Origin of the sequence: Peptoclostridium acidaminophilum DSM 3953 (genome assembly GCF_000597865.1) — a bacterium.
Lineage (GTDB): Bacteria > Bacillota > Clostridia > Peptostreptococcales > Peptostreptococcaceae > Peptoclostridium_A > Peptoclostridium_A acidaminophilum.
The window spans coordinates 1,457,503-1,472,231 of record NZ_CP007452.1; the positions used below are offsets into that span (position 1 = coordinate 1,457,503).

The 14,729-nt window shown below is 44.9% G+C and carries 15 protein-coding genes; 1 reads left to right on the forward strand and 14 read right to left on the reverse strand.

The features are described 5' to 3' along the window. Position 1: 1 nt before the first annotated feature. A complete protein-coding gene (locus EAL2_RS07285) occupies positions 2-358 on the reverse strand; it encodes an Asp23/Gls24 family envelope stress response protein (protein ID WP_025435741.1) in 357 nt (118 codons plus the stop codon). 158 nt (positions 359-516) lie between these two features. On the opposite strand from EAL2_RS07285, the gene rpmB reads away from it, so the two are divergent. Further along, positions 517-708 carry a 50S ribosomal protein L28 gene (gene rpmB / locus EAL2_RS15185; RefSeq protein WP_084481016.1) on the forward strand — a complete coding sequence of 64 codons (192 nt, stop codon included), beginning with the start codon at positions 517-519 and terminating at the stop codon, positions 706-708. 85 nt (positions 709-793) lie between these two features. Here the strand turns inward: rpmB and EAL2_RS07290 are convergent, their stop codons facing one another. From EAL2_RS07290 to coaBC, 13 genes are read right to left on the reverse strand one after another with little or no spacing between them, the layout of a single operon-like run. Then, the gene (locus EAL2_RS07290) at positions 794-1,429 is read right to left on the reverse strand and encodes a thiamine diphosphokinase (protein ID WP_025435742.1); all 636 of its coding nucleotides are present in this window, start codon (positions 1,427-1,429) and stop codon (positions 794-796) included. Positions 1,430-1,448: 19 nt separating this feature from the next. Next, positions 1,449-2,108, reverse strand: coding sequence for a ribulose-phosphate 3-epimerase (gene rpe / locus EAL2_RS07295; protein WP_025435743.1), 660 nt, complete (start codon positions 2,106-2,108; stop codon positions 1,449-1,451). Further along, complete coding sequence (gene rsgA, locus EAL2_RS07300; protein ID WP_025435744.1) at positions 2,108-2,995, reverse strand: ribosome small subunit-dependent GTPase A; 888 nt, start codon at positions 2,993-2,995, stop codon at positions 2,108-2,110. Before rsgA ends, rpe begins: the two co-directional genes overlap by 1 nt. A gap of 11 nt (positions 2,996-3,006) precedes the next feature. Further along, positions 3,007-4,959 (reverse strand): Stk1 family PASTA domain-containing Ser/Thr kinase, encoded by a 1,953-nt coding sequence (pknB, locus tag EAL2_RS07305; protein ID WP_025435745.1) that lies wholly within the window; start codon positions 4,957-4,959, stop codon positions 3,007-3,009. Between the two features lie 14 nt (positions 4,960-4,973). Further along, positions 4,974-5,723: a Stp1/IreP family PP2C-type Ser/Thr phosphatase gene (locus EAL2_RS07310; protein WP_025435746.1), complete on the reverse strand. Its 750-nt coding sequence runs from the start codon at positions 5,721-5,723 to the stop codon at positions 4,974-4,976. A gap of 4 nt (positions 5,724-5,727) precedes the next feature. Beyond that, complete coding sequence (gene rlmN, locus EAL2_RS07315; protein WP_025435747.1) at positions 5,728-6,765, reverse strand: 23S rRNA (adenine(2503)-C(2))-methyltransferase RlmN; 1,038 nt, start codon at positions 6,763-6,765, stop codon at positions 5,728-5,730. Then, a complete protein-coding gene (rsmB, locus tag EAL2_RS07320; protein WP_025435748.1) occupies positions 6,762-8,093 on the reverse strand; it encodes a 16S rRNA (cytosine(967)-C(5))-methyltransferase RsmB in 1,332 nt (443 codons plus the stop codon). Before rsmB ends, rlmN begins: the two co-directional genes overlap by 4 nt. Positions 8,094-8,138: 45 nt before the next feature. Then, positions 8,139-8,819, reverse strand: a complete 681-nt coding sequence (locus tag EAL2_RS07325; RefSeq protein WP_025435749.1) for a zinc metallopeptidase — start codon at positions 8,817-8,819, stop codon at positions 8,139-8,141. Between the two features lie 2 nt (positions 8,820-8,821). Continuing rightward, on the reverse strand, positions 8,822-9,571 hold the full coding sequence (locus tag EAL2_RS07330) for a DUF116 domain-containing protein (protein ID WP_025435750.1): 750 nt from the start codon (positions 9,569-9,571) through the stop codon (positions 8,822-8,824). Between the two features lies 1 nt (position 9,572). Continuing rightward, positions 9,573-10,508 carry a methionyl-tRNA formyltransferase gene (gene fmt / locus EAL2_RS07335; RefSeq protein ID WP_025435751.1) on the reverse strand — a complete coding sequence of 312 codons (936 nt, stop codon included), beginning with the start codon at positions 10,506-10,508 and terminating at the stop codon, positions 9,573-9,575. Between the two features lie 30 nt (positions 10,509-10,538). Beyond that, complete coding sequence (gene def / locus EAL2_RS07340; protein WP_025435752.1) at positions 10,539-10,991, reverse strand: peptide deformylase; 453 nt, start codon at positions 10,989-10,991, stop codon at positions 10,539-10,541. Between the two features lie 20 nt (positions 10,992-11,011). After that, on the reverse strand, positions 11,012-13,477 hold the full coding sequence (priA, locus tag EAL2_RS07345) for a primosomal protein N' (RefSeq protein ID WP_025435753.1): 2,466 nt from the start codon (positions 13,475-13,477) through the stop codon (positions 11,012-11,014). A 47-nt stretch (positions 13,478-13,524) separates the two neighbouring features. Beyond that, positions 13,525-14,724 (reverse strand): bifunctional phosphopantothenoylcysteine decarboxylase/phosphopantothenate--cysteine ligase CoaBC, encoded by a 1,200-nt coding sequence (coaBC, locus tag EAL2_RS07350; RefSeq protein WP_025435754.1) that lies wholly within the window; start codon positions 14,722-14,724, stop codon positions 13,525-13,527. Positions 14,725-14,729 lie beyond the last annotated feature (5 nt).

Below are 14,729 nucleotides of genomic sequence, written 5' to 3' on the forward strand. Positions count from 1 at the left end.
ATTATTTTCCAACCCTTATGCCCTGAACCTTAATGTCTATTTTTGTGACATCTAGGCCCGTTTGCTTTTCAACCGAATACTTGACTCTGTCCATTATGTTGTGGGCCACCTCTGATATTTTTGTTCCATACTGTATTATCACATAAAGCTCGATTGCAAGGCTTTCCTCTGTAAGTTCGACAGTTACACCTTTGCTCATGTTCTCAAGTTTCAAAAGCTCTACAATTCCGTTTTTTACTGATTTTGAGGCAAGCCCTACAAGTCCGTAACACTCCACTGCCGCCCTGCCGGCTATTTTTGCAACTACCTCTGACTCTATATATATACTGCCATATTTATTTTCAATCTTTCCAGCCATATACAATCCCTCCCTGAGATTCCGTTATATTTCATATTCTATATTATGCATGGCCTTTGTTCAATACAATTTATATTTATATTGCCAAAAGGGGCTTATTGTGATAATATATTTATGTTTCAAGCGGTAATTAATGAAGCAAAAGGGGGTGTTTTTACGTGGCAAGGGTATGCGAGATTTGTGGAAAAGGAAGAGTATCAGGAAATCAGGTAAGTCACTCAAACCGTCATTCTAAAAGAAGCTGGATGCCAAACCTTAGAAACGTAAAGGCTGTTGTGAACGGTTCTCCAAGTAAAATAAGAGTATGTTCAAGATGTCTTCGTTCTGGAAAAGTTGAAAGACCTATGTAATTATATTGGATATATGTAATTATATTTGGATAAAAGAAAAGAGTCTAACGACTCTTTTTTTTAATTCATTTTTTTAATTCCTTATTCAGTCTTTAGATTTTATCACAAGCAGATAGCCTTCTTTAAGGCTCACCCTGCAGGTTTTGCCCGTCATGACATTCGAAACGCCTATCGACCTTCCAAAATCTATGTCATAATTACAAAGCGGGTATTCGAGCCCCTCGAGTGTCACTCCTTTAGCGTCTCCCATAATCGGAAGCACCGATACCAGGTCGCCTTTTTCTCCTGAAAGCTCCAATTCACTGTCAATCAGGAAAACCTCGTTTGTTTCATTTACAAGCCCTGGCTTTATACCGCTTTTGAATATAAGATACATCAGCCCTATATTGGCAAGTGAATGGTCTATCCTGCTGCCTATGGCGCCATAGAGCACAATCTCTCTTGCGCCTTTTGACTTGGCATGCTCCATGCAAAGCTCCGTGTCAGTAAAATCCTTTCTCGATGGAAATCCCTCAAATGCAACTCCCTTGCTTTCAAAAAAGGCCCGAGCCTCACTGCTTATAGAATCCATATCGCCCATTATGACATCCGGAACTATCCCTGCAGTATAAGCAAAATTAGAAGCCCCATCGGCGCTTATGACATAATCACAGCCGCTCAGCTGAACTTTATAAAATTCTCCGTCTTCTAGTGTCCCGTTAACTAATATTCCCGCTTTCATGATATCTTATGTTCCCTTCCTAAAACTGACTGTTTTTCCTGAACTCTGCAACAGTTGCAGATATGTCTTCGCTGTTAAATATGGCTGAACCTGCAACTATTACGTTAGCTCCCGCCTCCACAACTTTTCTTACATTTGAAGGCTTTATGCCTCCGTCCACTTGAATATCGAGCTTCAGTGACATATTGCTTGCCATTTCCCTTATCTGGCTTATCTTGGGCAGTACGCTGTCTATGAACGATTGGCCGCCAAAGCCCGGATTGACGCTCATTATGAGCACCATGTCGATATCCCCTATCACATGCTTTATCGTATCCACAGGTGTCGCAGGATTTAGTGCTATACCTGCCTTGATTCCGTGCGATTTTATGTTCTGTATAGTCCTGTGAAGATGCCTGCAGGCCTCCTGATGGACTACTATTATGTCTGCTCCTGCCTTTGCAAAGTCTTCTACATAGCTGTCCGGATTCTCTATCATAAGATGGACGTCAAAAACCATACCTATACCTTTCTTCTTGAGGCTGTCCACAATGAGCGGCCCTATCGTTATGTTGGGTACGAAATGACCGTCCATGACATCAATATGCAGGTATTCGCACCCTGCAGCCTCAACCTTTCTTACATCCTGCTCAAGATTTGCAAAGTCAGCCGACAATATAGATGGCGCTAATTTTATCATTACTTGTACCTCCTGGTTGAGTCCCTTATTTCGTTTATAAGCTGAATGTAGCTGTCATATCTTCTCAGTGATATTTCGCCGTTTTCGACCGCCTTTTTGACTGCGCAGCCCGGTTCGCTTTCATGGATGCAATCCGTGAAAAAACGGCAGTCTTCCTCGTACTTTGTAAATTCGACGAAGTAGTCCTTAAGCTCTTTTTCTGCTATGTGGTTGACAGTGAGCGAGCTAAAGCCCGGAGTGTCAGCCACCGTAGTATTTTCATCCAGCCTGAGCAATTCGGCATGCCTTGTAGTATGCTTGCCCCTGCCCAGCTTTTTGCTTATATCTCCAGTCTTGAGCTGAAGGTTTGAATCCAATGCATTCAGAATGCTGGATTTACCCACTCCCGACGGGCCCGAAAACACTACAGTCTTGCCCTCTATGGCTTCCCTGAGCTCGCCAAGACCCTCCCCGGTAAATGTGCTTATGGCGATTATGGGGTAGCCGCAACTTTCATATGTCTTTTTAACCTGCAAGAATGCACCTGTGTCATCCGAGTCTATCTTGTTTATGCATATTATTATTTCGAGATTTTCCTTCTCGGCAAGTACTATGAATCTGTCGAGCAGAGAGAAGCTGGGGTCGGGATCTTTGGCCGCAAATATTATCACAGCCGTATCTACATTCGATATGCTTGGCCTTATGAGCTCGCTTTTCCTGTCGAAAATCCTCTCAATCACCCCTTTTTTTGTCTCCTCGTCGATGACCTGTATTTCTACGGTATCTCCCACTAGCGGGGTGATCTTTTCTTTCCTGAATATTCCTCTTGCCTTGCATTCATACAGTCCGTTTTCCGTATCGATGTAATAAAAACCTCCGACTCCCTTTATTATCCTCCCTCTAAGCATACTCTCCTCCTCTAGAAATTGACTTTCCCACTATAGTAGGATGTGCCGTCGACAAAAATCTGATAGTCCTTGCTTGTTCCTCTTTTTCCCTCTATGGGCACGTTCAATACTCCGCCCAAATCCTTTGGATTCACAGTCTTGTCGTATACGACTCCAGACGAGTCCTTTACAGTCACTTTTATGCTGTCTCTGTCCTCAGGCAGCTTTATTGAAAGCTGCTTTTTAACAAGGGCCTCTGACGAGCTGCCTCCTGAGCCTTGGGACTTCGAATCGCCCGAAATCTTGTTAACTACAATGTTAATCGAGCTGCCGCTCTCCACCTTTTCGCCTGCAGCAGGACTCTGCTTCATTATTATTCCATCTTCCTTGTCCGGATCCTCAATATAATCTATGCCGCTTATAGTTATACCGCTAAGTTTTGCCCTTGCTTCGCTGATTGTATTACCTATCAGATTAGGTACCGTTACAATCACAGACTCCTTGCCCTTGCTTATGACAAAATCAATCTCACTGCCTTCCTCGGCCTTTGCGTACGGACTTGGGCTTTGCGAAATTATGGTTCCTTCAGGTTCTTCGCTGAATACAGGATTAACAATGCCTTCTTTAAACTTCTTTGATGATAGCATTGGATCTATCGAGTCTATGTTTTCCCCTGTAAAGTCGGGAACCGAGACAAGCTTCCCGCCCTTGCTGACTACGACTTTAACCTCGTAGTTTTTCTTGACCTGCGTGCCTGCATCGGGATTCTGGCTTATTATATGGTCCTTGCTGACATCGCTGCTGAAAATTTCTTTTTCAATTGCAAGCTTAAGCCCCATGTCCTCGAGTGCCTTCCTGGCTTCATCAACGCTCATGTTTTCCAAGCTGGGCATGCTCATTTGCGCAGGCTTCATAAGGTCCTTTATGTAGAACCCTCCTGCTGTGGCTCCAATCGATGCTATTAAAGCCAAAATCACAGCCAGTGTCGTCAATAGTTTTTTGTGCTTGATCTTTGGTTTTTTAGCCATAGCACTTTCTTCCTCTTTCACTTCTTTGATTTCAGCCGGTTTTTCAGCTTTCTTTGCTGATTGTATCTTATCGAGCTCAGCACCTAGATTTTCAAGCTTTTGGGTCTTGCAGGAATTATAGTCAACACCTGCAAAATCAGGGCTGACATTCTTTTGGATAAGCTCTATATCCTTTATGAGGTCATCTGCGCGAGCATATCTTTCCGACTGATTCTTCTGCGTAAGCTTGTAAACAAGCTTTTTTATGTCTTCAGACACCGGGCTGTCTTCGGGAAAGCAAATATCTTCGCTTATATGCTGCAGCGCTATGTTAACAGGTGTGTCTCCCTTGAACGGCACCCTCCCAGATAGCATTTCATAGAGTACTATTCCCAGCGAGTAGAGATCGGATCTTGGATCCACAAATCTTCCCTTGGCCTGTTCCGGAGAGAAGTAGTGTACGGAACCTATCACATTTCCCATAGTAGTAGTGGTTGAGCTTGTAACAGCCTTTGCTATGCCAAAGTCGACAACTTTTACTATGCCCTCATTGGTTACAAGTATATTGTGAGGCTTTATATCCCTGTGTATTATGTTTTTCCTGTGGGCCAGCGAAAGCGCCTTTGCAATCTGTTTTGTAATTTCAAGCGCATTGGCCTGATCAAGCGAACCGTTTTCTCTTATTATGTCCTTCAATACGCGCCCTTCGACATACTCCATGACAATATAATGGACACCGCTGTCTTCCCCTACATCGTATATATTGACTATGTTGGGGTGTGTCAGGCTTGCTGCCGATTGGGCCTCGTTCTTGAACTTTTCAAGAAATTCCTCGTCGTCCACAAACTCCTGCCTGAGCACCTTGACTGCAACTATTCTGTTGAGCAGCCTGCATCTGGCTTTGTATACATAGGCCATGCCGCCCTCTCCAACTTTTTCAAGTATTTCATATCTATTTCCTAAGACTTTGCCTAACAAAATACCACCAACTCCTAAATTAAAATGTTGATAATTGAAATATTATCGCTGCCCCCGTTGCTCTTTGCCTTTTCAACAAGCACCAAGCAATTATCCGTGATGCTTTTCGAGCTTGTGAGCACATTTTGGATATCCTCGCTCGTAATCATGCTCGCAAGGCCGTCTGTTGTGAGCAGTATCTGATCGCCCTTGGCGACCTCATTTTCATATATGTCAACCTTTAAGACTTCATCCAGCCCTACAGCCCTGGTTATAAGATTCCTTTGAGGATGAACTCTCGCCTCGTCCTCTGTTATAAGGCCCTTGAACACCAGCTCCTGCACAAGAGAGTTGTCATTTGTAAGTCTCTGAAGCTTGTTCTCCCTGAAAATGTAGCACCTGCTGTCTCCCACATTTCCAATGTAGAGCTTGTTGTGGAGTATTACTGCCGTGGTCAGAGTGGTTCCCATTCCTTTGTATTCTGCGTTATTGCTTGCCATTTGCATTATTTTGCTATTGGAATCCTCATATGATTTTATTATGGACTCAATTACAAAAGCAGTGTCTTCAGCGCTGCATCCACGCGCTATTTTTTCCTTAAGCAGCTTAATCGTGTTTTCAACTGCTATTTTGCTTGCCAGCTCACCCTTATTGTGACCTCCCATTCCATCTGCGATCACAAATATCCCCGTGAGCTTACCGCTGACATCAAGAAGCTCTGCTCCCAAAAAATCCTCGTTCACTTTCCGCACATTGCCTATATCTGATAATGCTTCATATCTCATCTAATCACCCCGATATGCTGCTCTTTCTTAGCTGCCCGCAGGCGCCGTTAATATCGCTTCCCATTTCTCTTCTGACTGTAGCGCTTATTCCCGATTTCGCAAGAATCCTGGTGAAGGCTTCAATCTCATCCTTTGAAGGCTTCTTGTAATCCCGTTCTTCGATACTGTTTACAGGAATCAGGTTCACATGGGCCAGCATGCCCTTTAACAGGCCTGCAAGCTCCTTGGCGTCTCCCGGCGAATCGTTGAATCCCTTTATCAGCGAATATTCAAATGTAATCCTCCTGTTTGTCCTTTCGACAAAATACCTGCAGGCCTTTATAATCTCATCTATTGAATATGCGTTCGCTATTGGCATTATAGTCTTTCTTTTTTCATCGTTTGCAGCATGCAGCGATATTGCCAGGTTTATCGGCATACCCATGTCTGCAATTTCATATATCTTCGGAACTATTCCGCAAGTTGACAGCGTTATATGCCTGTAGCCTATGCACAGGCCGTTTTTTTCGTTTGCCACATGGAGGAATCTTATAACCTCTTCAAAATTATCAAAGGGCTCGCCGCTTCCCATGAGCACGACATTTGAAACTCTCTTGCCGGCATCCTCTTGTATTTTCATTATCTGATCCAGCATCTCGCCTGCAGTCAAATTTCTCTCAAGCCCGCCGATTGTCGATGCGCAAAAGTTGCATCCCATTCTGCAGCCCGCCTGCGTCGATATGCACACTGAAACCCCGTGCTTGTATATCATCATTACACTTTCAATTGCAGTGCCGTCGTGAAGCCTGAAAAGATACTTCCTTGTGCCGTCAATCGCAGACACAAGTTTCTTGTCAATCTTCAAATCACGCAATACAAACTTGTCTTCGAGCTTTCCTCTAAGTTCCGCCGTGATATTTTTCATCTCTGAAAAGCTTTTCGCCCCTTTGTATATCCATTGGAATATCTGAGTGCCCCTGAACGCCTTCTCCCCAATTGAAATCATCTCATTTCTGAGCTGCTCTTCCGTCAGGGATTTTATATCGATTTTATCCATTTCTATCTAACCTTTCTAAGCTTGGCAATGAAAAAACCGTCCATGCCGTGCGTGTTTGGAAATGTCTGCAAATAACCCGACTTCTGGCTTTTTTCATCCACGTCTATGCCTTCTATTGCTTCCAGCTTGAACTCCTTGCTTTCTTCTATGAAGGCCCTTATAATTTCAATGTTTTCTTCATCTTCTATTGTACAGGTACTATATATGAGTAGTCCACCCTTTTTTACATACCTTGACGCATTCTCAAGTATGGCTCTTTGGAGCTGCGGCAGGCACTCCAGATCCTTTTTCTGCTTGTATTTTATCTCCGGCTTTCTCCTGATTATCCCAAAGCCCGAGCATGGCACGTCGGCCAGGACTATGTCGAAGCTTCCCATGCTATCTTCATCAAGAAACAGCGCGTCCATCAGCTGCGCTTTAATGTTTGTAAGGCCCAGCCGCTTGGCGTTGTCCTTTATGAGCCTGAGCTTGTGCCTATGCAAGTCCCTGGCTATGACCTCCCCCGTGTTTTCCATGAGGGTGGCTATGTGCGTTGCTTTGCCTCCGGGAGCGCTGCACACATCGAGCACTTTCATCCCCTTATCGGGCGATGCAACGTGGCCTATAAGCATGGAGCTTATGTCCTGTATGAAGAAATATCCTTTCCTGAAAAGCTCATTGCCCTCTATGCTCTTCATGCCGTTTATTCTTATTGCTTCAGGCACTATGTCGCACTGCGAGCACTCAATTCCCATTTTTATAAGCTCGGCTATCAGGTCTTCCCTGCTTGTCTTGAGTGTGTTGGTTCGGACATAAATTTCCGGCCTTTGCGCGTTTGCTTCCAGCAATGCCTCCACAAAATCCTCGCCGTATCTTTTGAGCCATTTTTCGATTATCCAGGGCTCGTATGAATATTTGATACTGTAGTATTCCACAATTCCCTCCTCCTTTAATGGAGGTTTTATGGACTCCTTGCTCCTTACGACGTTCCTGAGTATAGCGTTTACAAATCCGCTTGATTTTTTTGATATCCGTTTGCAGAGCTCGACGCTCTCGTTGACTGCCGCAAAATCCTTTACGCCATCGAGCATAATAATCTGGTATATGCCCATCTTAAGTATCAGCTTGACGCTCGGCGATATCTTTGAAAGCTTGATGCTTGAAAACCCTCTTATCACATATTCAAGAAAATACCTGTTTTCAATTACGCCGTATACTATTTCAGTGACAAGCCCCCTGTCCGCATCCGAGAGTCCGCTGTCTTTGAGAGTGTTTCCAAGCGCGATGTTGGAATACTTACCTCTTACCTCTATGTCATACAGCGCATTATACGCTATCATCCTGCTGTTTTCCAAATTATGGCCTCCCCACAAAAAATAAGTCCTAGCTGGGCTAGGACATTAGTCTCTTTGATTCCTCAAAACTAAGAGCCTTATAAGCTGCATAACCGCAGCAGCTGCCGCTGCCACATATGTCAGTGCCGCCGCATTAAGGACCCTCTTGCTGTATCGTATTTCATCCTGATACACTATGTTGCCGCTTTCAAGGCCAGCCAATGCTCTTGAGCTTGCATTGAACTCAACAGGAAGCGTTACTATCTGGAACAGCACGGCTCCCAGGAAAAGCAGTATGCCCATGTCAAGAAATGCCGGACTTATTATGAAGCCCGCCATTATGAATATCCAGGCAAGTGATGAACCCAGATTGGCCACAGGCACGAGCATGCTTCTTATCCGCAATGGAGCATAGCCGTGTGCATGCTGTATCGCGTGGCCTACCTCGTGGGCCGCCACTGAAACTGAAGCTATCGACGTTCCGGCATATACGTCCCTTGAAAGCCTAAGCACCTTGCTCCTTGGATCGTAATGGTCTGAAAGGTGTCCCTGCACCATCTCTATCCTGACATCTTCTATACCGTTGCTGTGCAGCATATAATCGGCTACCTGGGCGCCGGTGTAGCCTTTCTTCGACTGAACTCTCAAGTATTTTTCAAAGGTTGTTTTCACCTTCATCTGCGCATATAACGTAAGTATTATCGCAGGTATCATCAATATGAATGTCGGATCAAATCCATAGTACATTCTTAATTCCCTCCCATAAAAAACAAAACCGCTTCCTCTATTTTCCTAATGTCAACGCTTGTATTAAAACATGGACCGTTGGGCCTCTCATTGTACACCCCTAGCACGGGTATTCCAGAGACTTCCTGAATCCCGCTTGTGAGATCCCTCTCGCATGCAACAGCTATTATGGCCTTAGGCCTTTTGTCCTTGATTATTTTTCTGGCAAGAGTGCCTCCTGTTGCCACATACACATTAATTCCGTATTTATCCTTGAGCGCCAGGAAGTCTGCAACTTTACAGAGTCCGCATCTTTTGCAGTTGCTTACATCGCCTGTGATTTTTATTGTGCAGGAGCTGTTTTGAATGCAGTGAGGAGTCAGCAGCATTATATCCTTACCCTCGATGGCATACTTTGCGGAATATACATACTCATTGTTGAGTCTTATAAGCACTCTGCGCACATCGTCCCTGCCTACCTTCAGCGGCTGCGCCATGAATAGCAGAACCGGAAACAGGGCGCCTGCAAGCTTCAGGCTAAGCCCCAGCGAAAACCTGCCGCATTTTCTTCCGCTGTAGAGCCTGTGAATAACTAATGCGCAGTAAAGCGTAAGCGCCAAAACAACTGCCGCTCCAGTATTCACAGTAATCGAAATCGCAAGCTCAGCGCCTTTACTGCCGCTTAGAATTAGCAGGTTGATTCCAACTCCTGCCAATATCACGACTGCTGCGAATGCAAAAATCAAAAGAATGAATCTGTTTTCCTGCCTCATATCAAGCTCCTAATATTGCGCCCTTTTGTATACTGTTGCCCCTTAGATACTCCTCGACGCTCATCTTTTTTTTGCCCGGCATCTGAATTTCCTCAATAACCAGTACTCCCGCTGCAGCCTTCACTCTTATTCCCGTCTTGGAGACATCCAGAATTTCTCCGGCGCTGGCTTCCTCCTGAGATTCGCTTTCAAATCTGCATCTCAAAACCTTCATGACCATTCCATCGAGTGTTGTAAATGCCCCGGGCCACGGAAACGTTCCCCTGACAAGATTGAATATCTCCCGGGCGCTTTTGCTCCAGGCAATTTCGCCAAGAGTCTTTTTCATTATCGGCGCATATGAGGATTCAGCATCAGACTGCTTTTCCCTTGTCAGTGAGCCCTCTTCAAGCTTGGCAAGCGTATTGCCTAGCACTGCTGCCCCAAGCTTGCTCAGCCTGTCATGAAGTTCGCTGGCAGTTTCATTTTCTCCGATTTGAAGGCTTTCCTTAATAAGCATATCCCCAGTATCCAGACCTTCGTCCATCAGCATGGTCGTTATGCCAGTTTCATTTTCGCCGTTGATTATAACCCAGTTTATAGGCGCTGCCCCTCTGTATTTTGGAAGCAATGATGCGTGTACGTTTATGCAGCCATACTTTGGTATATCCAGTATGTCCTTTGAGAGTATCTGTCCAAAAGCGACAACCACTATGACATCCGGAGCCATCTCCCTAAGCTTTTCTACAAACTCAGGGCTCTTAACATTTTCAGGCTGAAAAACCTCTATGCCGCTTTTTAAAGCCGCTTCCTTTACAGGAGACATCGCCAATTGCTTGCCTCTGCCCTTGGGCCTGTCAGGCTGAGTTACAACCGCTTTTACTTGATGGCCCTGAGCCAACATAGCCTCAAGGCATGGAACTGCAAATTCCGGTGTTCCCATGAAAACTGCATTCATTGTTATCACTCCCCAAGCTGCAAAATGTGCTTACTCCTCAAGTTCCCCTTCAACCTTGTCTATAAACAGCACGCCGTCAAGATGGTCTACCTCGTGGAACACAGCCCTTGCAAACAGTCCTGTCCCTTCCATCTCAACTTTGTTTCCATGTCTGTTGATAAAGCTGACCTTCGCTCTGTTTGGCCTTCTTACCTTCCCAAACTTTCCCGGAACGCTGAGACAACCTTCGTCTCCAAGCTGCTCTCCGTCGTATTCCATTATTTGAGGATTTATCATTTCAATTATACCTTCGCCCACATCTATTATTACTACCCTTTTTAGAACTCCAACCTGCGGAGCCGCAAGACCCACGCCGTCAGCCTTTACCATTGTCTCTGCCATGTCATCAAGCAACTGAAATATTCTTTCGTCGATTTTTTCAACATTCCTTGACTTCTTCCTTAAAACCGAATCTTCCTGCGTTTTTATGATCCTAACTGCCATTTAAAAAATTCCTCCTATCATTAAATCAAACTTTCGGGGTTGATATCGATGCTTATGCAAACATCGCTGTCGAGTATATCCCTTCTCTTTCTTATGCATACAAACTCAACTATCTTTTTGAGTATTGAAATTTCAATGCAAGTATCCTTGAGCAGTATGTTCCACCTGTAGTTGAGATTTACAAACTGGACTATGCCGGGATTTGGTCCCATTATGAAGCTGCAGTCACTGTAGCCTCTCTTTCCAAGTATATAAACAATTGACTCGTATATTTTCTTTGCGTTGCTTGCAACAGTATGCTCGCTTTTTCCTGAGACCACTATTTCAACTATGTTGTTGAACGGCTCGTAGCCAAAAGCTTTTCTGAGCTTTATCTCAGTTTCATAAAAGCCTTCATAATCATGTTCTTTTGCGAATGTTATAGCGTAGTGCTCGGGATCGTATGCCTGAAGCACTGCCCTTCCCGGAAAGGCGTCCCTGCCTGCCCTTCCCGCAACCTGGGTTATGAGCTGAAAAGTTTTCTCGGCACTCTTGTGATCCGGGAAATTCAAAATCATATCAGCGCTTACAACTCCCACGAATGTGACATTCGGGAAGTCCAGACCCTTGCTTATCATCTGCGTGCCTATCATTATATCTGACTTTCCTGTTTTGAAATTCTCAAAAATTTCCTCATATGCGCCTTTGCTGCCCGTTGTATCGCGATCCACCCGGACAACATTTGAATCCGGAAAAGCCGCCTTGATCTCATCCTCTATCTTCTGCGTGCCTGACCCTAGAGGACCTATTTCATTGCTTGAACACTCCGGGCAAACTCTTTGAATTTGCTCTTCATAGCCGCAGTAGTGACATTTGCCCATATTTCCTTTTTTGTGGTACGTGAGTGAAACATCGCACCTTTTGCATTTGTATACGTATCCGCATTCCTTGCAGGATATACAGCTTGCATACCCCCTTCTGTTGAGGAGTATTATAGCCTGCTTGCCGTCTTCAATAGTCGTTGCAAGCAGCTGCATGAACCGTCTGCTGAATATACCCCTGTTGCCTGCTTGAATCTCGGATTTCATGTCCACGACCTCCACCTTTGGAAGGGTTGAAGCGTTGGCTCTTGTCCTTAATCTTATTATATCATATTCCCCTTTTTTACATCTATAGTAGTCTTTTACCGGGGGGGTTGCTGAGCCAAGCACAAGCGTTGCATTCTCAAGCTCGCATATTTTTTTTGCAACATCTATGGCATTATATTTGGGAGTCATTGAAGACTTGTAGGCTCCCTCGTGAAACTCGTCTATAACTACAAGCCCGAGGTCTTCCACAGGCGCAAATATCGCGGATCTTGCGCCTATTACTATATCGGCCTCTTTGTTTTTTATCTTTCTCCACTGGTCATATTTTTCTCCCATCGAGAGCCTGCTGTGGATTACAGCTATTCTGCCTGGAAACCTGCTGTTGAACCTGGCTACAGTCTGCGGCGTAAGGGCTATTTCCGGGACGATTACAATGCAGCCCTTGCCCATTTCTATCGCCCTTTCAATGGCGCGAATGTAGACCTCCGTCTTTCCGCTTCCTGTTACTCCGTGCAGCACAATGGGTCTTGCGTAGCCTTGACTCAGCCTCTCATCTATAAATGCTGCAGCAGCTGATTGCTCCGCGTTCAGCTGCACTATTTTAGCTTCGCCTGCCTGCAAATATTCAAGCGGCCCCCTGTAGCGCTCTCTTTTAATCAGCACTGCAAGCGTGCTGTTTATTAGCGCTTTTATTGTGGCTTCTGAAACGCCCAAAAGCTCCTTTAGGTCGTCTTTTTGCACCTCTTCATTAATGCTCAGGAACTCGAGCACCTGCGCCTGCTTGTAGGCTCTTTTCCTTCTGAGTTCATCTATTGCAGCATCGATATCTTCATAGTCCGCAAGGGCAATGGAGTCTATGCTTTTTTTATTTTCCGAGCTTTTGTATCCCCATGATATCTCTGCAAGACCCTCTCTCTGGAGCATTTTCAGATGCTCCTGCACATTGTATCCAAGGCTTTTTTCAAGCTCAGATATTTTAACAGGGCCTTTTGACTCCTCAAGTTCACTAAGGACCTGCATTGCCCTTACCGAAAGCTCTTTACCTTCATGAGGCCTTCCCGAAAATTTTGCCACCTTATAGTTTTCAAACTTCACACCTTTGGGATACATAAGGCTGATGCAGTCCATATAGGTGCACAGATAATCTTCCTTCATCCACTTTACAAGTTCAACCTGCGAGTGGCTTAGCATAGGCTTTTCATCATCCATTACGCCTATAAGGCTTTTAATTTCAAATTCAGAATCTGATGCGTCCTCTATGCCAAAAACAAACCCTTCAACTGGCTTGTTTGACTTGCCAAAGGGTACAAGAACCCTTTGCCCTATTTTCAAATCAATATTCTCGTCGAACCCGTATGTGAAAAGCCTGTCTGTATAATGCGAATTGTTGTCCACGACTATTTGCGCGTATTTGACCATCAAGTAAGCACCTCTTGAGAATAAAAATAAGCATCTAATTAAGATGCCTATTTGCCGGATAGTTCTGCTACTTTTTGAAGTATTATTTCCGACAGCTCGTCCTTGCTCATCTTTTCAAGCTCGATGACACTGCCGTCTCTATATAGAATCTTGGCTATGTTTGTATCAACGCCAAAACCCGCTCCCTCTTTTGTTATATCATTTGCCACTATGAAATCGAGATTTTTTTTCTCTATTTTCTTGGCCGCATTCTCCATAAGATCGTCTGTCTCTGCTGCAAACCCCACAAGAATCCTGTCACCCTTAATTTTACCTATTTCAAAGAGTATGTCAGGGTTTCTTTGAAGCTCGAGCACAAGTTCGCCCTCTGTCTTTTTAATTTTCTTGTCAGACTTGGTTTTGGGAGTGTAGTCCGCAACTGCTGCCGACTTTATTATTATATCACACCCGTCGAGATTCTCAACTACTGCGTTATACATGTCCATAGTGGATTCGACTGCTAAGAACTTTTCAAGTCCAAGGGGCGGCTTTAAGTTGGTCTTGCCTGATACTAGTATAACCTTAGCGCCCTTTCTTATTGCAGCCTTCGCTATGGCATAGCCCATTTTACCTGTGGAGTGGTTTGTTATATACCTTACAGGATCTATGGCCTCACTGGTTGGCCCCGCTGTTACAAGCACAGTCTTGCCCGAAAGCTCGCAGGTGGAAAGCAGCTGCTGCTGGACTATTTCAACTATGTCCTCAGGCTGGGCCAGCTTGCCCTTACCGACATCTCCGCAAGCGAGCCTCCCGCTTTCAGGCTCCACAAAAGCGCAGCCCAGCTCCTTCAATACCTCTATATTTCTTTGGAGCACAGCATTTTCATACATTGCGCTATTCATGGCCGGCGCTATCATAACCTTGGCCTTTGTAGCCATCACGGTGGTCGAAAGCATATCGTCCGCTATGCCGTTTGCCATCTTGCCTATAATGTTTGCTGTCGCAGGAGCTATCAGAAATACATCGGCCTTCTTGGCAAGCGATATGTGCCTTACATCCCAGGCGCTCACCTCTTCAAACATATCCTGAACTACAGGATTCTGGCTGAGCGTCTGGAATGTAAGCGGCGCGACAAATTCAGCAGCCGAATCCGTCATTATAACGTCTACATTTGCTCCAAGCTTCTTAAGCCTGCTCACAATATCACATGCCTTGTAGGCTGCAATCCCTCCACATACTCCCAAAACCACATTTTTACCGCTGAGCATACTTC